The 21,277-nt window shown below is 42.6% G+C and carries 24 protein-coding genes and 1 pseudogene; 17 read left to right on the forward strand and 8 right to left on the reverse strand.

Annotated features, from left to right (window positions below; translation table 11 throughout):
* Positions 1 to 221 precede the first annotated feature (221 nt).
* From ymzB to aprX, 3 genes are all read right to left on the reverse strand, one after another.
* A complete protein-coding gene (ymzB, locus tag RAC86_RS01795) occupies positions 222 to 578 on the reverse strand; it encodes a protein YmzB (protein WP_014113863.1) in 357 nt (118 codons plus the stop codon).
* Between the two features lie 78 nt (positions 579 to 656).
* Positions 657 to 1,481: an MBL fold metallo-hydrolase gene (locus RAC86_RS01800; protein WP_072566839.1), complete on the reverse strand. Its 825-nt coding sequence runs from the start codon at positions 1,479 to 1,481 to the stop codon at positions 657 to 659.
* 108 nt (positions 1,482 to 1,589) lie between these two features.
* Positions 1,590 to 2,918, reverse strand: coding sequence for a serine protease AprX (gene aprX / locus RAC86_RS01805; protein WP_072566307.1), 1,329 nt, complete (start codon positions 2,916 to 2,918; stop codon positions 1,590 to 1,592).
* A 215-nt stretch (positions 2,919 to 3,133) separates the two neighbouring features.
* Here aprX and RAC86_RS01810 point away from each other — a divergent pair, with 215 nt between their 5' ends.
* From RAC86_RS01810 to RAC86_RS01820, 3 genes are all read left to right on the forward strand, one after another.
* On the forward strand, positions 3,134 to 3,367 hold the full coding sequence (locus RAC86_RS01810) for a hypothetical protein (protein ID WP_041520966.1): 234 nt from the start codon (positions 3,134 to 3,136) through the stop codon (positions 3,365 to 3,367).
* Positions 3,368 to 3,646: 279 nt separating this feature from the next.
* On the forward strand, positions 3,647 to 4,354 hold the full coding sequence (locus RAC86_RS01815) for a poly-gamma-glutamate hydrolase family protein (protein ID WP_014113869.1): 708 nt from the start codon (positions 3,647 to 3,649) through the stop codon (positions 4,352 to 4,354).
* 74 nt (positions 4,355 to 4,428) lie between these two features.
* Positions 4,429 to 4,881: an OsmC family protein gene (locus RAC86_RS01820; RefSeq protein ID WP_072566308.1), complete on the forward strand. Its 453-nt coding sequence runs from the start codon at positions 4,429 to 4,431 to the stop codon at positions 4,879 to 4,881.
* 11 nt (positions 4,882 to 4,892) lie between these two features.
* Here RAC86_RS01820 and ebrB read toward each other — a convergent pair whose 3' ends face one another.
* From ebrB to RAC86_RS01835, 3 genes are all read right to left on the reverse strand, one after another.
* Positions 4,893 to 5,246: a multidrug efflux SMR transporter subunit EbrB gene (gene ebrB / locus RAC86_RS01825; RefSeq protein WP_014113871.1), complete on the reverse strand. Its 354-nt coding sequence runs from the start codon at positions 5,244 to 5,246 to the stop codon at positions 4,893 to 4,895.
* Positions 5,247 to 5,259: 13 nt separating this feature from the next.
* Positions 5,260 to 5,577: a multidrug efflux SMR transporter subunit EbrA gene (ebrA, locus tag RAC86_RS01830; protein WP_041520967.1), complete on the reverse strand. Its 318-nt coding sequence runs from the start codon at positions 5,575 to 5,577 to the stop codon at positions 5,260 to 5,262.
* Positions 5,578 to 5,718: 141 nt separating this feature from the next.
* Positions 5,719 to 5,967 carry a hypothetical protein gene (locus RAC86_RS01835; protein ID WP_041520968.1) on the reverse strand — a complete coding sequence of 83 codons (249 nt, stop codon included), beginning with the start codon at positions 5,965 to 5,967 and terminating at the stop codon, positions 5,719 to 5,721.
* A gap of 89 nt (positions 5,968 to 6,056) precedes the next feature.
* Between RAC86_RS01835 and RAC86_RS01840 the strand changes: the two genes are divergently transcribed.
* From RAC86_RS01840 to RAC86_RS01880, 9 genes are all read left to right on the forward strand, one after another.
* Entirely contained in the window at positions 6,057 to 6,470 is a 414-nt protein-coding gene (locus tag RAC86_RS01840) for a YmaF family protein (protein ID WP_072566309.1), read from the forward strand.
* A 99-nt stretch (positions 6,471 to 6,569) separates the two neighbouring features.
* A complete protein-coding gene (miaA, locus tag RAC86_RS01845; RefSeq protein ID WP_072566310.1) occupies positions 6,570 to 7,514 on the forward strand; it encodes a tRNA (adenosine(37)-N6)-dimethylallyltransferase MiaA in 945 nt (314 codons plus the stop codon).
* A 39-nt stretch (positions 7,515 to 7,553) separates the two neighbouring features.
* The gene (gene hfq, locus RAC86_RS01850; RefSeq protein ID WP_003221097.1) at positions 7,554 to 7,775 is read left to right on the forward strand and encodes an RNA chaperone Hfq; all 222 of its coding nucleotides are present in this window, start codon (positions 7,554 to 7,556) and stop codon (positions 7,773 to 7,775) included.
* 196 nt (positions 7,776 to 7,971) lie between these two features.
* Entirely contained in the window at positions 7,972 to 8,244 is a 273-nt protein-coding gene (locus RAC86_RS01855) for a YmzC family protein (RefSeq protein ID WP_072566311.1), read from the forward strand.
* 81 nt (positions 8,245 to 8,325) lie between these two features.
* On the forward strand, positions 8,326 to 8,556 hold the full coding sequence (locus RAC86_RS01860) for a hypothetical protein (protein ID WP_003221102.1): 231 nt from the start codon (positions 8,326 to 8,328) through the stop codon (positions 8,554 to 8,556).
* A 243-nt stretch (positions 8,557 to 8,799) separates the two neighbouring features.
* Positions 8,800 to 9,192 (forward strand): class Ib ribonucleoside-diphosphate reductase assembly flavoprotein NrdI, encoded by a 393-nt coding sequence (nrdI, locus tag RAC86_RS01865; protein WP_003231758.1) that lies wholly within the window; start codon positions 8,800 to 8,802, stop codon positions 9,190 to 9,192.
* The gene (nrdE, locus tag RAC86_RS01870; RefSeq protein ID WP_014479842.1) at positions 9,152 to 11,254 is read left to right on the forward strand and encodes a class 1b ribonucleoside-diphosphate reductase subunit alpha; all 2,103 of its coding nucleotides are present in this window, start codon (positions 9,152 to 9,154) and stop codon (positions 11,252 to 11,254) included. Before nrdI ends, nrdE begins: the two co-directional genes overlap by 41 nt.
* A 17-nt stretch (positions 11,255 to 11,271) precedes the next feature.
* The gene (gene nrdF, locus RAC86_RS01875; protein WP_003231754.1) at positions 11,272 to 12,261 is read left to right on the forward strand and encodes a class 1b ribonucleoside-diphosphate reductase subunit beta; all 990 of its coding nucleotides are present in this window, start codon (positions 11,272 to 11,274) and stop codon (positions 12,259 to 12,261) included.
* A 49-nt stretch (positions 12,262 to 12,310) separates the two neighbouring features.
* A complete protein-coding gene (locus tag RAC86_RS01880; RefSeq protein ID WP_003245105.1) occupies positions 12,311 to 12,931 on the forward strand; it encodes a hypothetical protein in 621 nt (206 codons plus the stop codon).
* Between the two features lie 63 nt (positions 12,932 to 12,994).
* Here the strand turns inward: RAC86_RS01880 and cwlC are convergent, their stop codons facing one another.
* Positions 12,995 to 13,762, reverse strand: coding sequence for a sporulation-specific N-acetylmuramoyl-L-alanine amidase (cwlC, locus tag RAC86_RS01885; protein ID WP_377885347.1), 768 nt, complete (start codon positions 13,760 to 13,762; stop codon positions 12,995 to 12,997).
* 639 nt (positions 13,763 to 14,401) lie between these two features.
* Here cwlC and spoVK point away from each other — a divergent pair.
* The 5 genes and pseudogenes from spoVK (at position 14,402) to glnA (ending at position 19,957) form a co-directional block, all read left to right on the forward strand.
* Positions 14,402 to 15,370 carry a stage V sporulation protein K gene (gene spoVK, locus RAC86_RS01890; RefSeq protein ID WP_003231746.1) on the forward strand — a complete coding sequence of 323 codons (969 nt, stop codon included), beginning with the start codon at positions 14,402 to 14,404 and terminating at the stop codon, positions 15,368 to 15,370.
* A gap of 132 nt (positions 15,371 to 15,502) precedes the next feature.
* A complete protein-coding gene (gene hflX, locus RAC86_RS01895; protein WP_015483254.1) occupies positions 15,503 to 16,765 on the forward strand; it encodes a GTPase HflX in 1,263 nt (420 codons plus the stop codon).
* Between the two features lie 17 nt (positions 16,766 to 16,782).
* A pseudogene (locus RAC86_RS01900) lies at positions 16,783 to 18,047 on the forward strand (methionine gamma-lyase family protein).
* Between the two features lie 109 nt (positions 18,048 to 18,156).
* A complete protein-coding gene (gene glnR, locus RAC86_RS01905) occupies positions 18,157 to 18,564 on the forward strand; it encodes a transcriptional repressor GlnR (RefSeq protein ID WP_003238341.1) in 408 nt (135 codons plus the stop codon).
* 58 nt (positions 18,565 to 18,622) lie between these two features.
* Entirely contained in the window at positions 18,623 to 19,957 is a 1,335-nt protein-coding gene (gene glnA / locus RAC86_RS01910; RefSeq protein ID WP_003231737.1) for a type I glutamate--ammonia ligase, read from the forward strand.
* Positions 19,958 to 20,069: 112 nt separating this feature from the next.
* Here the strand turns inward: glnA and RAC86_RS01915 are convergent, their stop codons facing one another.
* Positions 20,070 to 21,224, reverse strand: a complete 1,155-nt coding sequence (locus RAC86_RS01915; RefSeq protein ID WP_377885348.1) for a site-specific integrase — start codon at positions 21,222 to 21,224, stop codon at positions 20,070 to 20,072.
* Between the last annotated feature and the right edge of the window lie 53 nt (positions 21,225 to 21,277).

Consider the following 21,277-nt stretch of genomic DNA (forward strand, 5'->3'; position numbering starts at 1 on the left):
AAAATAGGGTAAATTGGTAATTTCATTTTGTTATACAAGTTGCAGTTTGCAAAAAACAGAATTGTTTGAAACTTGATCCTGTCTCTAAAACTATATATCTATTCTAGGCGGCATTCAATAGGGTGAAGAATGAAAAAATGAAAAAGTGGCGCCATGTAAAGCAGCGCCTTTGAATGAAAGCTCAAAGACGCTAAGCTGTATTATTTTGATGAAAGTGACTATCAGCTGTGCTGGACATCAAATGTATATACTGCACGATCTGTTACAACCTTCAATCCTTCGTTTTCTTGGTGAATATGAATATCGCCTAATAAAGGAATCTCATAGGCATTTTGCGGAAGCGGTACGTCGCCGTCCTCAGTGAATGTTGTTCCTTCGCCTTCTAAAACGAGTTCTTCTTTTGCAACATAGTCATCAGGATGATTCGTGCTGCGTATACCCACTTTTTGAAGATGGAGAACAATCTGATCCAGGTCTGAAATCTCTTCATCATGGGTCAATTCACCTTTTCTAATATCAAGCGTTTGGCCGACTTTTGATTCCAGCCATTGAGAAAGCTGTGTATTCGTGTGTGCCATCAATATTCCTCCTTTTGATCTACACGATACTATTCCCAATTGCTGCATCTTTTACACGGAAAAGAGCCGCCTCACTCTCTATGTATGAAACAATTCGCTGTTCAGAGCCTTGATATAACGTACGGCCGAACGCTGGACTGCTTCGCCGGCATTCTCTCTGACAACTTTAGAAAAAGCATTATAAATCCGGTTAAATTGAAGCGGTTTCACTTTGGCTGCTATTTCTTCAACTTTGGAGGCGGGGAGGGGAATGAGATTTGGATAGCTGTACATAAAGCTGACCCAGTTCCGGTCGGCCGCAACCGTAATGACATCCCCGGTCAACAGACAGCCTTTCCCTTCATTGCCGTTGCTCCAATGGAGAACAGCACCGCCCTTAAAATGTCCGCCCAGGCGGTAAAGGTCCAGTCCCGGCTTCATGTTGAGAGTTTCCCCAGTCCAGAAATGAATGTGATTGCTTGGCCTTGCCACCCATTCTTTGTCATCCTCGTGAATATAAATCGGAGCCTGAAACGCTTCAGCCCACTCAACCTGAGCAGAGTAATAATGTGGATGAGACAAAGCGATGGCTTGAATACCGCCTAATTCTTTGATTTGGTCAATTGTCTTTTGGTCAAGATATGAAATGCAATCCCACAGCACGTTGAAGCCCTTATGCTGGATCAAATGTGCTGTTTGTCCGATCGCAAACTCTGGTTCAGTTTTGATGCTGTAAAGATGCTCTTCTTCCTTTTTGAGGATGTTTTGAAGGTTTTCTTTCTCACGCATGTCTTCAAGGGTTGTCCAAGATTGTCCATCCGGATGAATATACTGCCTTTCGTCATCGCAAATCAGACATGAGTTCGGCGGATTTACAGTCTGCGCATGTTGTACTCCGCATGTTTTGCAGATATAATATGGCACTTTTTCACTTCCTTCATCCATTTTCTATTATTTTATCCTATTATTATGGAAATTCAAAACATAAAGCCGGCAGTTCTGCAGAGAGAATTGCCGGCTTTATGGTACTGTCTATTGGCCAGGAACGGAATTTTCTGCGTTGACGGCGCCCGCTCCGTAAACATTAGGATCTTCATCTTTCCATTTGTCCGTGCCGTTTTTCAAAAGCTCTTTCACTTCATCAGGTGTAAGATCCGGATTTTGCTGAAGGATTAAAGCTGCAATTCCTGCACAGATCGGTGTTGCCATCGATGTTCCTGACATTGTAAAATACTGAGATCCTACACGGCTTGATTTTTGAAGCTTATCGATATAAGAATTGGGAGAGCGCAGGGAAATAATATTAACACCCGGCGCTAAAATATCGGGCTTTTCTTTCCCGTATACTGTCGGCCCGCGGCTTGAGAAGGAAGCGACCGTATCATCATCGCTGTTTGCGGTATTGTTATCGTCAAGGGCACCTACTGTAATCACCTTTTCGCTCACGCCCGGGCTTGCAATGGTTTGTGGATCAGGCCCTGAGTTTCCGGCAGCGACACAGACGACAATCCCTGCGTTCCACGCTTCTTCAACCGCTCTGACTAACGGGTCTTCTTGTTCATTATCATATCGAAGCGCATCGCCACCGAGCGACATACTGATAATATTAATCGGTTCATTCGGGTTGTCCTCATTGTATTGAATACACCACTCTACACCTTCAATAATATCAGCTAACGTTCCCGAACCTTGCTTGTTCAAAACCTTCACACCGATTAGATTGGCTTCCGGTGCAGGCCCGCGGTATTGGCCAGAAGAGGATGCGCCGCTGCTTGCAACATCACCTGCACAGTGTGTGCCATGACCATTATCATCATACGGTTCTGTTTTTTGATTGACCATGTCCGCGAATCCGATAATTCTGCCTTCTAAATCAGGATGCGGGTAGATTCCTGTATCGACAACAGCGACAGTAACACCTTTTCCAGTCAGGGTCTGCCCGTTTCTGACGACTTCCTTCGCGTGGCTTGCTTCGGTTGCCGTGTCCAGTAGCGCTTTGACTTCGCGGTTTAAATACACTTTGCGGATATCACTGCATTCAGAAAGAAGGGAATGTAACGCTGAAGGGGTCACCTCGGCGCTGCAGCAATTGATTTTATTGAATCGGCTTTTTAACTTGCTGCGTTTTTCTTTTTGCAGTACCTCTCCAGCCATTTGACAGCCGGTCTCGTGACAGCCTTCTTCAAATTCAATAATGACTGACATTTTTTTTCTGTTTTTCAATTTGGTTTCGAAAAACTGATGCAAGAAGCAAGGAGTCCATTTGAAGGGCTTGTAAAGCTGCAAGACGCTTTCCCGTAACGGCCAATCTAGCTTATGAGCATTTGCTCTCACCATTTGTACCATAGAGTACCCAAACATGTATTTTCCTCCTATTATAAGGTTCACTGTATACTCTATGAACAGATGATAGGTTTGGTAAGTTTGTTTGTCCTTTATAAGAGGCGGACAAGAGTTGGTTTTTATGAATCTTTCGAATTAGATTCAGGAGTTGTGGCAATCATTGGGGATTGAAAAGGAACGTTTGTTCGTATTATAATATTGTCATATTAAACTGGCAAAGGGAGAGCAGCTGTATGAATTTCTTCTTTCATCGGTCTTTGGAAAGCCAAATACCAATTAGCATTATATATATGAAGAAAGACGGAACGATTAGTAAAAGAACAATTATTGTAAGACAGAAAAGCCAAACGCAAATCAAAGCATTTTGTTTTTCGAAACAACAGATCAGAACGTTTTTGTTGGATTCGATCCTCTCCTGTGACTTTGTGAGAACAAATAAACAAAACCTCTATTTGGCAGACAGATAACAGGCTGTCCGTCTCAGCAACTGGGCAGCCGCTAATAAAACCCTCCTTAAACCTCTATACATGTAATTGCCAAGTGAGGTTATTCCTACCTTTTTTATCTTTCCTCTCAATCTTTTTTCACTCATATTTCAAATGAACCGCTATTAACCGTGACAATCAATTGATTTTTTGAAACCGGGAACTTTTTCACTGATGATATAGCGTATACAATGGTAAGATAAAACCTATTGGCTAAACCTCATATAATGAACCGTGCCATTCTTATGAAAGGAGTTAAACATGAGAAGATTTATACTAAATGTCATATTAGTCTTAGCCATTGTCTTATTCCTGAGATATGTTCATTACTCATTAGAACCTGAACCATCTAATCAGCCAGATACATATTCAAATTTCAGCAGCTTGGCAGAAAATGAGAGCCCAGCCGATTATGATATTTCTTATAGTGAGAAAAAAGGAAGCAAAGTGTTAATTATGTCTCCACACGGCGGAAGAATTGAAGGCGGAGTAAGCGAGCTTGTGCGGTATTTCAATAATGAATTCTCTACATACCTGTTTGAAGGGTTGAAGTCACACGATAACCAAACGCTTCACATTACAAGCACCAACTTTGATGAGCCATTGGCCGAAAAGAAAATCAAGGAGCATCAATATGTTGTGGCTTTTCACGGATATAAAGGAGAGAACAAGAATACACTTGTTGGAGGCACAGATCGAAAGCGGGCGAAAATGATCGTAAGAGCCCTTGAGAGAAGAGGGTTTTCCGCTGAGTTAGCGTCGTCTAAAAGCGGTCTTGCTGGGTTGAGTGCCGAAAACATTAACAACCAAGGGGAAACGGGGCTGAGTATCCAGCTGGAAATCAGCCGCGAGCAGAGAGAAGCATTTTTCGATGATTTTTATTATAAAAATAGGAAATACACAAAGAACAGTGAATTTTATGCTTATGTGAGTGCGATCAAAAGTGTCCTTGAAAAAGAGTATTCGTAATAAGCAGATCAGAAGACAAAATAAGAGAAGATCAGTAGACTGAAATAGGATTATAAAAGGAGGCAAAACATACGATGGCAGATCATCATTTTTATTTAAAAGCGAACTGGCCAGGCAACCGCAATGATGTCGGTACGATCGAAAGCGGGAACTTAATCACATCTATTTCCATTCCTAAAGAAATGGATGGACCGGGAGAGGGGACCAACCCAGATGAAATGCTTCTCGGGGCGGCAGCGACCTGTTACATTATTACACTTGCTGCAATGATGGAAAGAAGCGGGCTGGAAAAGGAAGACTTGCAGATGGAGTCAGAAGGTATTGTCGACGTCACAAAAGGAGTTTTTACATATAAAAAGATCATTCATCGTCCCTCTGTCGTGCTCAAACATGATGCCTCACAAGAAGATGTCACATTGGCGCACAAGCTTTGTGAGAAGGCGGAATCGTCATGCATGATTTCACGCGCAATTCAAGGAAATGTCGAGCTGCAGCTTGAAGCCTCCGTAAAACGGACTGGAGAATAAGAAACAGACGGTCACTCACAGACCGTCTGTTTTTTTTCTTTAGCAGGGGCTTTCGACTGATTTAACACGACGACGCCTGCAATGACAAGCGTGAGCCCGAACACTCCCTTTAAGCTGATGGTTTCGCCAAAAAGCAAAAACCCGACAATGGCTGTAAGCGCCGTTCCAACGCCAGACCATGTCGCATACGCGCTTGATAAGTCAATTGTTTTTAAAGAAAAGCTTAGAAAGGTAAAAGCAGAAAGAAATCCGGCAATGACTCCGACAATGGGCCAGGCTTGTGTAAATCCTTCTGAAAGCTTAAGCATTGTGCTCCCGAAAACCTCAGATACAATGGCAAGAGCCAAATAAAGCAATCCTTTCATCATTATCACTCCTTTACTGCCAGTTAAGTAACACGACCCCTGATATTAATAAAAGAATCCCGATAAGCCCTTTGACATTCAATTCTTCCTTAAACCATTTCACTCCGATCACTGCCGTCAGCACCGTGCCTACACCGCTCCAAGTCGCATACGAGAGGCTGAGGGGGATATGGTTTAAGGTCAGCGACAGCATATAAAAGGCGAGGGAATAGCCAATCACGACCAAAGCGCTTGGCTTCCACTTTTTGAAACCGTCAGATACTTTCAACATGGCCGCTCCTATCGATTCCGAGCATATGGCAATCGTGAGGAATATATATCCTACCAACATCGTAAATTCTCCTCACTTCAACTACATTTTTAGATTTGAAAAGATCTTCAGCTAGAAAAATATTAGTGTATGCCTATGTATGAGTCAAGAGATTCATTTTCAATCACCTAAAAAGACCCCTTTTGAAGAGGCCTTTTGTGTTTAATAGTAGTAAGGGAATGGGGCGTACGGATAATAGGGATATCCGCCATAAAAATAAGGATTAAATAAAGCGCTTCCTACAAGCCCGCCAACTAGGCCGCCGAAAAAAGGTCCCCCGTAAAAACCGAATGGCCGGCCAAACCCAAATCCAGGTCTTCCAAACCCGTAGCCGAATCCAGGTCTTCCAAATCCGAAAGGTCTTCCAAATATTCTTGTATCTTCAGCAGTGAAATGTTCTATCTCGTTCATTTTTTCTTGCCTCCTGTAATAAAGTGTAGATGATGCAGTGTATTCAGCCTACCCAGATTTGATTGGGCGTTTGATGAAAAAGAAGGGATGTGATCACATTGGGCCTGTATCCGTCTGACTGGTCAAAAGCACCGCCTCACGCACATGCTTATCATGTCAAAACGACGAGAGAACAGGAACATTATCATCTCATTGAAGGATTTACTCAGCCGGCTAATGGATCGAATACCGATCAGCATACACATTACTTTACAGGGATTACTTCTTTTGAAAACGGCCATTTTCACCGGTATTACGGAATCTCAGGGCCTGCGATTCCCTTAGCGGACGGCACCCATTATCACGAAATCGAAGAAACGACGTATCTGGCCTATAATGAACCGATTGAGATCCGGTACGGAGGCGTGGTGTATGATCCGAAAGATGACGGAAGAAAAACGCATCGGCATGCCCTGAAAGGAAAGACGAGAGAAATCGTCGGCAATGAGCCGCTCGGGTGGTAGAAGAATGTTTACCAGTGCAAAAAAAGGGCAAAATGGATAGGTGGTTGTACATGATGAATGCTATAATGGGGGGAGATTTATAAAAGAGAGTGATACACATTGAATAATACGAAGCAGCCCGTTGTCATTTTAGTCGGACCGACGGCAGTGGGGAAAACAAATTTAAGTATTCAGCTAGCCAAATCTTTGAACGCGGAAATTATCAGCGGAGATTCGATGCAGGTTTATAAAGGGATGGATATTGGAACAGCTAAAATTACTGAACAGGAGATGGAGGGAGTGCCCCATCATCTGATTGACATTTTAGATCCCCAAGATTCCTTCTCCACCGCCGATTACCAAGGCTTAGTGAGAAACAAAATAAGTGAGATTGCAAAAAGAGGAAAGCTTCCGATGATTGTCGGCGGTACAGGGCTTTATATACAGTCTGTGCTTTACGATTATACATTTACGGAAGAGGCGAACGATCCTGCGTTTCGACAGAGCCTGCAAGTCGCTGCCGAGCGGGAAGGCGCTGACTTTCTTCATGCCAAACTTGCAGAAGCAGATCCCGAGGCAGCAGCTGCGATTCATCCCAATAATACAAGAAGAGTCATTCGCGCGCTGGAAATTTTACATACGTCTGGAAAAACGATGTCTCAGCATTTGAAGGAACAAAAACGAGAACTTCTGTACAATGCAGTGTTAATCGGACTGACAATGGATAGAGACACGCTTTACGCAAGAATTAATCAGCGGGTCGATATGATGATGGAGGCAGGTCTTCTTCCAGAAGTGAAACGCCTCTACGACAGGAACGTGAGAGACTGTCAATCGATACAGGCGATAGGCTATAAGGAGCTATATGCATATTTTGACGGTTTTGTGACACTTTCTGATGCCGTCGATCAGCTAAAGCAGAACTCAAGGCGGTATGCGAAACGCCAGCTGACGTGGTTTCGCAACAAAATGCAGGTTACCTGGTTCGATATGACACCGCCCGTTGATATGGAGCTGAAAAAAAAGGAAATTTTCACACATATAGCAGGAAAACTCGAACTTTAATCGAAACTGTATGATATAGAGAATCAAGGAGGACGAAACATGAAACCGATTAATATTCAGGATCAGTTTTTGAATCAAATCCGGAAAGAAAATACGTATGTCACTGTTTTTTTGCTGAATGGCTTTCAGTTGCGTGGCCAGGTGAAAGGCTTTGATAACTTTACCGTATTGCTGGAATCGGAAGGTAAGCAGCAGCTTATATATAAACATGCGATCTCAACGTTTGCGCCGCAAAAAAACGTCCAGCTTGAACTCGAATAGATCAAAAAATACCATGTCAAGGCATGGGGAGGCTGTCGGGGGAATCCCGGCAGCCATTTTTTAAAATTGATCCACTTCCGTTCCAAGCTTTTTTGTAAGCAGACCATGCCAAGGCACGGTCTTTTTTTATGAAATCAACATATGCAAGACTAACTTGAATATCATGTAAAAATCACAATCTGGGAGTGACGCGACCTTGTTTGAAAGTGAAGCAGAACTGAGACGAATCAGGATTGCGCTTGTGTGGATAGCTGTATTTTTGCTGTTCGGGGCGTGTGGGAACCAAGAAACCATCATTGAAACAGACAGCGGCAATTCAGACTATGAAACGCCTCAGCCAACCTCGTTCCAGCTTGAACATAATCATTTTGGCGTTGTGGAGGACGGCTATATCAAAATTTATGAGTATAATGAGTCCCGCAATGAGGTAAAGCTGAAGAAAGAATACGCGGATGATGAGCTTGAATAAAATTCACAAGCATCCGAATTTACAAAGCGGATGCTACCCGCTAAACTAAATACAGACACAGATCAAACAGAGGGTGAAAAAATGAAGCATAAAGTGATCGTGAATCATTGGGAAGAAATTTGCGAAGATGATTCTTGCTATGAATACGGAACAAGCATCATTGTGAACGGAAAAGAATTAGTCAGAGAAGCGTCAATTATCAGCGCTTTGAAGGCGGTTTTAGAAGAGATCGGTGCGGATGTTGAAATAGAAGAAACAGTAGAGAGCGAAAAATGCTGTGATAGCTTAAGAAAAAAAAATCTAGACTACTAAGCAGTTTTTTTTCATGTTATGATATACATCGGCTTAAAAACGACACCCCGAGTAGGACGAGAGATGATTCTCGTTCTGCTCTCTTTTTTGGGCCCTAATGAGTCTGCCCATTTGCCTGATTTGATCAAAATATGAATTTTTCATAAAAACAAATCTATATATTGTGTTTTTGATAGAGGGTAGTATACTATATATAGTGTTAGTGATGAGAGATTCATATTTTTTGATAGGTCGTGATAAAACGTGGTACAAATCATATTTGATTCGAAAACAGGGAATGTTCAGCGGTTTGTGAATAAAACAGGCTTTCAGCAGATACGCAAGGTGGACGAAATGGACCACGTGGACACTCCGTTTGTTTTGGTCACCTACACGACAAACTTCGGTCAGGTACCGGCATCAACACAATCATTTCTCGAAAAATACGCCCATCTCTTATTAGGAGTCGCTGCGAGCGGCAACAAAGTATGGGGCGATAACTTTGCAAAAAGCGCCGATACCATTTCAAGACAATATCAGGTGCCGATCTTGCACAAATTTGAACTCAGCGGCACATCTAAAGACGTTGAATTGTTTACTCAGGAGGTAGAAAGAGTTGTCACAAAATCAAGTGCCAAAATGGATCCAGTTAAATAACGAAATCATGATCCAAAAAGATGGAAAATTCCAGTTTGATAAGGATAAAGAGGCTGTACATAGCTATTTTGTAGATTATATCAATCAAAACACAGTCTTCTTTCACGATTTAAAAGAGAAGCTGGATTATTTGGTTGAAAACCAATACTACGAAGAGGAATTCTTAAGCCTTTATTCTTTTGAAGACATTAAAGAAGTGTTTAAGACAGCTTACGCTAAGAAGTTTCGTTTTCCTTCCTTCATGAGTGCGTTTAAATTCTATAATGACTATGCTTTGAAAACGAATGACAAGAAAAAAATCCTCGAGCGTTATGAGGACCGGATCTCAATTGTTGCGCTGTTCTTCGCTAACGGCGACACTGAGAAAGCAAAAGAATATGTAAACCTGATGATCAATCAAGAATATCAGCCGAGCACACCGACATTTCTGAACGCCGGCAGAAAACGCCGCGGTGAACTTGTGAGCTGCTTCTTGCTGGAAGTCAATGATTCCTTAAATGACATTTCAAGAGCGATCGATATCTCCATGCAGCTTTCTAAGCTTGGCGGCGGGGTTTCTCTTAACCTGTCCAAGCTTCGCGCGAAAGGTGAAGCCATTAAAGATGTTGAAAATGCCACAAAAGGCGTTGTAGGCGTCATGAAGCTTCTTGATAACGCGTTCCGTTATGCTGACCAAATGGGACAAAGACAAGGCTCTGGCGCGGCGTACTTAAATATTTTCCACCGCGATATCAATGATTTTCTCGATACGAAAAAGATTTCAGCGGATGAAGATGTGCGCGTCAAAACGCTTTCGATCGGTGTTGTCATTCCGGATAAGTTCGTTGAGCTTGCACGCGAGGACAAAGCGGCTTATGTATTCTATCCGCACACGATTTATAAAGAGTACGGCCAGCACATGGATGAGATGGACATGAACGAAATGTACGACAAATTTGTCGACAACCCTCGGGTGAAAAAGGAAAAAATCAACCCGCGGAAACTGCTTGAAAAATTGGCGATGCTTCGTTCTGAATCAGGCTATCCATACATCATGTTCCAAGATAACGTCAATAAAGTGCATGCGAATAACCATATTTCCAAGGTCAAATTTTCTAACCTTTGCTCTGAAGTGCTGCAGGCATCTCAAGTTTCTTCATACACAGACTATGATGAAGAAGATGAAATCGGTCTGGATATTTCCTGCAACCTGGGTTCGCTTAACATTCTCAATGTCATGGAGCATAAATCAATCGAAAAGACAGTCAAGCTTGCGACAGACTCTTTAACACACGTGTCTGAAACAACTGACATCCGTAATGCGCCTGCTGTAAGACGGGCAAACAAGGCGATGAAATCAATCGGCCTCGGTGCTATGAACCTTCACGGCTACCTTGCGCAAAACGGCATTGCGTATGAAAGTCCGGAAGCGCGTGATTTTGCAAACACGTTCTTTATGATGGTGAACTTCTACTCCATCCAGCGTTCTGCGGAAATCGCAAAAGAGAAGGGTGAAACGTTTGATCAATATGAAGGCTCAACCTATGCGACAGGTGAATACTTTGACAAATACGTTTCTACTGATTTCTCACCGAAATATGAAAAAATAGCTAATCTGTTTGAAGGTATGCATATCCCGACGACAGAGGACTGGAAAAAGCTAAAAGCATTTGTGGCTGAACACGGTATGTATCACAGCTACAGATTATGCATTGCGCCGACAGGCTCTATCTCATACGTTCAATCAAGCACGGCGTCTGTTATGCCGATTATGGAACGGATTGAAGAACGAACATACGGCAACTCAAAAACGTACTACCCAATGCCTGGGCTTGCATCTAATAACTGGTTCTTCTATAAAGAAGCCTACGATATGGACATGTTCAAGGTTGTGGATATGATCGCCACTATCCAGCAGCACATTGATCAGGGAATCAGCTTTACATTGTTCTTAAAAGACACAATGACGACCCGTGATTTAAACCGAATCGATCTGTATGCACATCATAGAGGAATTAAAACCATTTACTATGCAAGAACGAAAGATACTGGGCAAGACAGCTGCCTTTCTTGTGTTGTTTGATTAAAGGAGAGTTTATAGTGACAAAAATTTATGACGCAGCAAACTGGTCAAAGCATGAAGACGATTTTACCCAAATGTTCTATAACCAAAACGTGAAACAGTTCTGGCTTCCGGAAGAGATTGCTTTAAACGGCGATCTCCTCACATGGAAGTACCTCGGAAAAAATGAGCAGGACACTTATATGAAGGTACTGGCCGGACTTACGCTTCTTGATACAGAGCAGGGGAATACGGGGATGCCGATCGTGGCTGAACACGTAGACGGCCACCAGCGGAAAGCGGTGCTGAACTTTATGGCGATGATGGAGAACGCTGTCCATGCGAAGTCGTACTCTAATATTTTCATGACCCTTGCACCGACTGAAACGATCAATGAAGTATTTGAATGGGTTAAACAAAATAAATATTTGCAGAAAAAAGCGCAAATGATTGTCGGGCTTTACAAAGCCATTCAAAAAGATGATGAAATTTCACTGTTCAAAGCGATGGTTGCTTCCGTCTATCTGGAAAGCTTCCTTTTCTACAGCGGTTTCTATTATCCGTTATATTTCTACGGACAAGGAAAACTGATGCAAAGCGGTGAGATCATTAACCTGATCCTTCGTGACGAAGCGATTCACGGCGTGTATGTCGGTCTCCTTGCTCAGGAAATTTATAATAAACAGACAGAAGAGAAAAAAGCAGAGCTTCGTGAATTTGCGATCGACCTTCTGAATCAGTTATATGAAAATGAGCTTGAGTATACAGAGGACTTGTACGATCAAGTCGGACTCTCACACGATGTAAAGAAATTCATCCGCTATAATGCGAATAAAGCGCTGATGAATCTTGGATTTGATCCATACTTCGAAGAGGAAGATATTAATCCGATCGTATTAAACGGATTAAACACAAAAACAAAATCGCATGACTTCTTCTCTATGAAGGGGAATGGTTATAAAAAAGCGACAGTTGAGCCGCTCAAAGATGATGACTTTTATTTTGAAGATGAAAAAGAGCAGATATAATATCTGCTCTTTTCGGCTTGAAGATTCAAATGAGGAGGACGCAGTACCCATGGGAAAAATGGACGAAATGATTTTAGTTGCCCCGCGCGATGATGTGTTTAAGAAAGAAAGCTTAACCTTCCAGGGCGTGTACAGTGAAGATAGCAGAGTAGCCGAAATCATGGCTCAGATTGAAGCGGCCTATCGTGAAATGAGAAGAGGGGACGCAGAAGAAGATCCGCGTTTCAAGCAGCCGATACCTTATGTCGTCATTAAGCGTGAAGATGAAGTTTTTCTTTACGAGCGGCTGGCTGGCGGCGGTGAATCACGACTGCACAACAAGCTTTCTCTCGGCTTTGGCGGTCATATGAACGCCATCGAAGGGGCAGCTTCATTTGCTGAAGTCTTAAAGCTGAACACAGACCGTGAGCTTGAGGAAGAACTGCAAATAAATGAAGAAGATAAACAGGCGATTGTCACACTGGGATTGATCAATGATGATGAAAACAGTGTTGGCAAAGTGCATATCGGTATTCTTTCTGCGCTTCAATTAAAGCCTGGCGCACAAGTGGAAGTGAAGGAGAAAGAACAAATTGCGGGTAAATGGATGAAAGTTTCTGAATTAAAACAGGATGACATCTACAACCGTCTGGAAACATGGTCACAGTTTGTTGTTGATATTCTTGAATAAAAAAACCCGGTTTCTCGCGATGAGGAGCCGGGTTTTTTTATGAGACGCTCGTCCCCGTCTCGGCTATGATTCTAGGATCACAATAGCGTCAAAGCCGGCATTTTTCGCTCTGGCAGCGAGGGTGTCTGCATTGTCTTTGGATGAAAATGCGCCAATCTGCACTTTGTATAATCCGTCCTTTAAAAGGACAATCGAGTCAAAACCTTTGGCTTCGGCATTACTTGCGAGCGAGTCGGCATTCGCTTTGACTTTAAATGCGCCGATTTGAACCTTATATAACCCTGAGCTGGAAGTCTTTTTAAGGTTAAAGGCTTGCTCCAGCCCGTTTGCATGTCCTCTCGCTAAGCTTTGAATAAAACTGCTCGTTTTCAGCTTATTTGCATCGGAAACGGTATCAATGAAGCCGTTCTCGGTCAAGAGGGCAGGCATTGCCGACTCCCTTAGGACTTGGAAGTTCGCTGTTTTTTTGCCGCGATCGGCAAAGTCGACAGCTTGTATCACTTCAGAGTGAATTGCCGATTGATAAGTCGTCGTCGGGGCTCCTACATCTGGATAAATATAGCTTTCAAAACCTGTGCCTCCCCCGGAATTAACGTGAATGGACAAAAAGAAATCTGCTCCCCAGTTATTTGCGGCATTTGTCCGGTCGTTTAAGCTGACATATTGGTCGCTTGTCCGGCTCAGCAGCAGAGAAACGCCTTCATATTCATTAGTTAATATCGTACGTAAGGCTAAAGCGATTTGCAGGGTTAACGTTTTTTCCTGAAGGCCATTACCTGTTGCGCCTGGATCAGACCCGCCATGGCCAGGATCAATAAAAATTTTAACCATTTTTCATCACCTCATTACAGGATATGAAAAAACACGGCTTCTGCTTGTACGATTATCATTCAACTGAAAAATGAGGAAATAACCCTTTCACACCGGGAATTATTTCTCGGGAAAGCGCACAATTCAACATGAAGCGACAACAGATACGGCCCAAAATGAAATATGTGCATATGCCATATGTTTGTATGTACTATGGGTTCGGTTAACCTGCACTGATTCCTGCTGGTTTTAAGCTTTGCGTTCATATTAAATCAAGCATTTGAAACGTAAATTGATGAGAAAAGCTCCTTTCATTAAAGACACCCCTTTATAAATCGAAAAAAAGAAAAACACTTCAGGTATCTTAGGGCGGGTAATACGCTTCGTACAAAAAACAGCCCGTTGCATGAAAAAAGGATTGGCGAATGGAAAAAATAATGAAAAAGAAGTTCACCATAATACTCTGACAAAATGATTAAAAACAAAATCTCATGGTTTGTCCACCCCATGTCCGTGAATACAATAAGAAATAAAGTATTTCTCGGGAAAGCGCAGGATTCCTTATTGTTCCCGAAAAAAGCAATTGTTTCGACACATGATAGGCGTTTGTCACAATCGGCATCCGCTTGAATATCATATAGAGAGAACAGAGAGGTGAAGATGTTGGAGCGCGCTGTGACTTATAAAAACAACGGACAGATCAACATTATTCTGAACGGGCAAAAGCAGGTACTGACGAATGCTGAGGCAGAGGCGGAATATCAGGCTGCATTGCAAAAAAACGAAGCAAAGCACGGCATTTTGAAGGAAATCGAAAAAGAGATGAGCGCATTAGTTGGGATGGAGGAAATGAAACGCAACATCAAGGAAATATACGCCTGGATTTTTGTGAACCAAAAACGCGCGGAGCAAGGCTTGAAGGTTGGAAAGCAAGCGCTGCACATGATGTTTAAAGGAAATCCGGGAACGGGAAAAACGACGGTTGCACGGCTCATCGGCAAGCTGTTCTTTGAAATGAATGTCCTGTCAAAAGGCCACTTAATAGAAGCGGAGCGGGCTGACCTGGTCGGGGAGTATATCGGACACACCGCCCAAAAGACGAGAGACTTAATCAAAAAGTCATTAGGTGGCATTTTGTTTATAGACGAAGCCTACTCGCTGGCAAGAGGCGGCGAAAAGGACTTTGGGAAAGAAGCGATCGACACACTTGTAAAGCATATGGAAGACAAACAGCATGAGTTTATTTTGATACTCGCCGGATATTCACGGGAAATGGATCATTTTCTCTCGTTAAATCCCGGACTCCAATCAAGATTTCCCATCTCCATTGATTTTCCAGATTACTCTGTGACCCAGCTCATGGAGATTGCGAAACGAATGATCGATGAAAGGGAATACCAGCTCAGTCAAGAAGCGGAATGGAAATTGAAAGATTACTTAATGACGGTGAAAAGCACGACAAGCCCCATTAAATTCAGCAATGGACGTTTTGTCAGAAATGTGATCGAAAAATCGATCAGAGCACAAGCCATGAGGCTTTTAATGGGAGACCAATACTTAAAAAGCGACTTGATGACCATCAAAAGCCAAGATCTTTCCATTAAAGAAGAAGCATCTGGATCTGCATAGACCTCTCAGTTTTTGAGAGGTCTGTTTTTTGCTCGTATTTTCGCTTTTCAAAGCAATCGATTTGTGGTATACACATGCAGGGTTTGGTATGATAATACTACTGCCCAATATGCAAAAGAAAGGAACATCCATTTGAACGAACAAGAAACGATTCAGGAGAAAGCCATTTTAGTCGGATGTCAGCTGCCGCATATCACGGATGAGCATTTTGAAAATTCTATGGAAGAGCTAGCATCTCTGACGAAAACAGCAGACGGAAAAGTACTGACCAGCGTCACACAAAAACGGAACAGGGCTGACGCCGCTACATATATAGGAAAAGGGAAGGTAGAAGAGCTGAAGGCACTCGTGGAAGAGCTTGAAGCTGATCTCCTCATCTTTAATGATGAACTGTCGCCAAGTCAGTTGAAGTCATTGGCAACAGCAATTGAAGTGAAGATGATTGACCGCACGCAATTGATATTAGATATTTTTGCAAAGCGGGCGAGAACGAGAGAAGGCAAACTTCAAATTGAGCTGGCTCAGCTGCAATATGCACTGCCGCGTCTGACGGGACAAGGGATCAACCTTTCCCGGCAAGGCGGAGGAATTGGGGCAAGAGGTCCCGGGGAAACGAAACTGGAAACCGACCGCCGCCATATCAGAAATCGCATTCATGAAATCAACACACAGCTTTCCACTGTCATTCGCCATAGAAGCCGATACCGTGAAAGAAGAAAGAAAAACGGTGTGCTTCAAATTGCGCTTGTCGGCTATACAAACGCAGGGAAATCAACATGGTTCAACCGCCTGACGAGTGCTGACAGCTATGAAGAAGACCTCCTGTTTGCCACGCTCGATCCAATGACCAGAAAAATGGTCCTGCCAAGCGGCTACAGTGTTCTTCTTTCAGATACAGTAGGATTTATTCAGGATCTTCCGACGACATTGATTGCTGCATTCCGCTCAACGCTTGAGGAAGTAAAAGAAGCGGATTTGATCCTGCATTTAATTGATTCTTCAAATGAGGATTATGCGGGACATGAAAAAACAGTGCTTCGGCTTCTCGAGGAGCTTGAAGCAGATGATATCCCGATGCTGACGGCTTACAATAAACGTGATCAAAAACTGCCTGATTTTATACCGTCCGCCGGAAGGGATCACATTATGGTCAGTGCGAAATTTGAGGACGACGCTGCAGCCTTTAAAGAAGCGATTCAGCGCTATTTGCGCCAAGAACTGTTAACGTCTTTTGAAGCACATGTGCCGGCAAGTGAAGGGAAGCTCCTTTCCAGAATCAAATCGGAAACGATGGTAGACCGCTTCTATTTTAATGAAGAAAATGAACAGTATGACATATCCGGCTATGTCCAAGAAGAGCAAAGTATCATCGGTGAATTAAAGAAGTATATGTAGGAAGGAAAAATAAAGACATGTTTGACACATTAACACACGGAGAATTATTGAAGAAAACGGCAATGGAAGTGGAAGCGGACATTGCCGGCATTCATAAACAAATAGAAGAAATCAGCGAGCGAAATGAGTGGAGAGTGCTTCAAAGCTATAGAAAACACAAAGTAAGCGACACTCATTTCACGCCGTCTACTGGATACGGCTATGATGATATCGGAAGAGACACGCTTGAAAGCATATATGCGGATGTGTTTGGCGGAGAAGCGGGGCTTGTAAGGCCGCAAATCATTTCAGGCACACATGCCATCTCAATTGCTTTGTTCGGTGTCCTCAGACCGGGGGACGAGCTCCTTTATATCACGGGCAAGCCGTATGATACGCTAGAGGAAATTGTGGGCGTCAGGGGTGGAGAAAACGCTGGTTCGTTAAAGGATTTTCAAATCGGCTATAATGCGGTTGATCTGACGAAAGACGGAAAGATAGACTATGATGCAGTCGCCGCTGCGATCAATCCGAAGACAAAAGTAATCGGCATTCAGCGCTCAAAAGGATATGCGAATCGCCCTTCTTTCTTAATTAGTGAAATAAAAGAAATGATCCGTTTTGTAAAAGAAATCAATGAAAATCTGATCGTCTTTGTGGACAACTGTTACGGAGAATTTGTGGAAGAGCTTGAGCCTTGCCATGTCGGAGCCGACCTGATGGCGGGATCTCTCATTAAAAATCCCGGCGGCGGCCTTGCGAAAACAGGCGGCTACCTCGTCGGAAAAGCGAAATGGATTGAAGCTTGCTCATACCGTATGACGTCACCCGGCATCGGCAGAGAAGCGGGGGCATCTCTTTACTCGCTCCAAGAAATGTACCAAGGCTTCTTTTTGGCGCCTCATGTTGTGTCTCAAAGTCTAAAGGGAGCGGTGTTTACAGCGAGATTCCTTGAAAAACTCGGCTTCACTTCAAACCCGAAATGGGATGCGAAAAGAACGGATTTAATACAATCCGTTGAGTTTTCTGACAGAGAAAAGATGATTGCTTTTTGCCAGGCTATTCAATACGCATCGCCAATCAATGCTCATGTGACGCCTTATCCAGCCTACATGCCGGGATACGAAGATGATGTCATTATGGCAGCAGGCACGTTTATTCAAGGAGCAAGCATCGAATTATCAGCTGATGGCCCTATCCGCCCGCCGTATGTAGCGTATGTTCAGGGAGGATTAACCTATTCGCATGTGAAGAAGGCATATGCAGTGCAGTGGATTCATTGATGGATAAGCAATTCATTTAAATTTTTTAAAAATTTCTCTGGATTTGATGTTAAGAATCATTACATCGTATTGACACATAATATAACATCACCTATAATGAAACTAAGTTAAGAAAAGGAGGAAATTGAGATGAGTGATAATATTCGCCGCTCAATGCCTTTATTTCCAATAGGAATTGTCATGCAGTTAACTGAGTTATCAGCAAGACAAATTCGATATTATGAGGAAAATGGACTGATATTTCCAGCCAGAAGTGAAGGAAATAGACGATTATTTTCATTTCATGATGTAGATAAACTGTTAGAAATCAAGCACCTGATAGAACAAGGTGTAAACATGGCAGGAATTAAACAGATTCTGGCGAAAGCCGAAGCCGAGCCAGAACAAAAACAAAACGAGAAGACGAAAAAACCAATGAAACATGATCTGTCCGATGACGAACTGAGACAGCTCCTGAAAAACGAGCTCATGCAAGCCGGCCGTTTTCAAAGAGGGAATACATTCCGTCAAGGCGACATGTCCCGCTTCTTTCATTAATCCGTTAGCAACTGTTTTGCTATATACATTTACCTTTTAAGAGGAGGAATTTTACCAAATGGCAAAGTACACTAGAGAAGATATCGAAAAATTAGTAAAAGAAGAAAACGTGAAGTATATCCGCCTTCAATTTACTGACATTCTTGGAACAATCAAGAATGTTGAGATTCCTGTAAGCCAGCTTGGAAAAGCGCTTGATAATAAAGTCATGTTTGACGGTTCTTCTATTGAGGGATTCGTTCGTATCGAGGAGTCAGACATGTACCTGTATCCAGATCTAAATACATTTGTTATCTTCCCATGGACAGCTGAAAAAGGTAAAGTAGCACGTTTCATCTGTGATATTTACAATCCGGATGGCACACCTTTTGAAGGTGACCCGCGAAACAACTTAAAACGGATTTTGAAAGAAATGGAAGACCTCGGATTTAGTGATTTTAACCTTGGGCCTGAGCCTGAATTCTTCCTATTCAAATTGGACGAAAAAGGCGAGCCGACGCTTGAACTAAACGACAAAGGCGGGTATTTCGACTTAGCTCCAACTGATTTAGGAGAAAACTGCCGCCGCGATATCGTGCTTGAACTTGAAGAGATGGGCTTTGAAATCGAAGCATCTCACCACGAAGTAGCACCTGGTCAGCACGAAATTGACTTTAAATATGCTGGAGCAGTCCGCTCTTGTGATGACATCCAAACATTTAAACTAGTTGTCAAAACAATTGCCCGCAAACACGGCCTGCATGCGACATTTATGCCAAAACCATTGTTCGGCGTGAACGGTTCAGGTATGCACTGCAATCTATCACTCTTCAAAAATGGTGTTAACGCATTCTTTGATGAAAACGCAGATCTTCAGTTAAGTGAAACAGCGAAACACTTCATTGCAGGTATCGTGAAGCACGCAACAAGCTTTACAGCAGTAACAAACCCGACAGTAAACTCTTACAAACGTCTTGTTCCTGGCTATGAAGCACCTTGCTATGTAGCATGGAGCGCGCAAAACAGAAGCCCGCTTATCCGTATCCCGGCTTCTCGCGGCATCAGCACACGTGTTGAAGTACGCAGCGTAGACCCAGCTGCAAACCCATACCTTGCACTTAGCGTATTGCTTGCTGCAGGATTAGACGGAATCAAAAACAAACTGGAAGCGCCGGCTCCAATAGACCGCAACATCTATGTGATGAGCAAAGAAGAGCGCATGGAAAACGGAATTGTTGACCTTCCCGCAACACTTGCGGAAGCACTAGAAGAATTCAAATCAAACGAAGTCATGGTCAAAGCGCTGGGCGAGCACCTATTCGAACACTTCATCGAAGCAAAAGAAATCGAATGGGATATGTTCCGCACACAAGTTCACCCTTGGGAGCGCGAACAGTATATGTCTCAGTATTAATCTTTCAATCCCTTGGCACTATTGGTGTCAAGGGATTTTTTGATTTTGATTAATAGAATGAGGAGTTAGTATTTTTGGTCAATGACCAAATTTTGACCAAAAATATTTGAAGTTAGAAATCTAACTCTACGATTGACGAGACATAATTCTCGTAATTCTTTATTCGGTTTTGGTCAAGTTTTTTACTTACATGGGAATAAACATCGGCGGTTACCATCATACTTTTATGACCTAAGCGCTCTTGAATATATTTCATGTCTGCACCCGACTCTAAAAGTAATACAGCATGCGTGTGCCTCAATGCATGGATTGGCATTTTATCAATGTTTGCTCGTTTTAAAATGCGATTAAATGCATTGAAGAGAGTAGACTTCGGTAAGATATTCCCGTCAACGCGACTAAAAACTAAGTTAAGGTCATGCTTATAATCATCTTGTAACATTTGTTTGTTCTCAAATTGCCACTTCTTATGTTTTTGTAAAGCAGCAGAAAGTGAGGCGCCGATTGATATTCTTCTTTTCGATTCATACGTTTTAGTTTCGCCGAAGAGTTCATCGGTGGTTTTTGCAGCGAAATCTAATGTTTTCTTAATGTCTATGTAATTCTCTCTCAGATTGATGTCTGTCCATTGAAGCGCGGCGGCTTCTCCTTTTCGCAACCCGGTTTCCAAGAGAGCTCTGAAGGAGATGTAATAAATATAGTTATACTTATAGGCTTCCTGAAGAAACTTTGGAATATCGTCAGAAAGCATGTATTGAAGAGTGTCTTTTTTCTTTTCGTTCTTATTCGAAACTGTAGCTCCGAAACAAGGGTTTTTTGTTAATTTCCCAATGATTACAGCTTTACTAAATGCATTAAACATTGTCCCGTGTATAATTTCAACAGTACGCTTACTATATCCCTTATCGGTTAACGAATTAAGGAATTTTTGATACATAATAGGTTTTACATCGGTAACCTTTATGTTTTTAAAGTAAGGTAGAATATGATTTTTGATGTTTCGTTCATGAAGCTCGTAAGTATTTTTTCTTACAGTATCTTTTTTATACTCGTTTAGCCAGCTTAATAAAAATTGCTTAAGAGAAATAGTAACCGTGTCGTATTCGAAGTCCGTTGCTAGTAATGTTTCCTGCTCAGCTGCTGCCAGCTGAGCTTCTTTTTTTGTTTTAAAACCACTTTTCGATTTAACTTTATTCTTGAGCGTAAAGGGATCCTGGTATGAGATTCGGTATTCCCATGTATGGCCACGCTTTCTATAACTCGCCACGACTATTCCGGTCTCTTATACAAATCGGACGCTGCCGACCAAGGCCGAGGTGT

This window comes from Bacillus sp. LR_5, assembly GCF_042709275.1.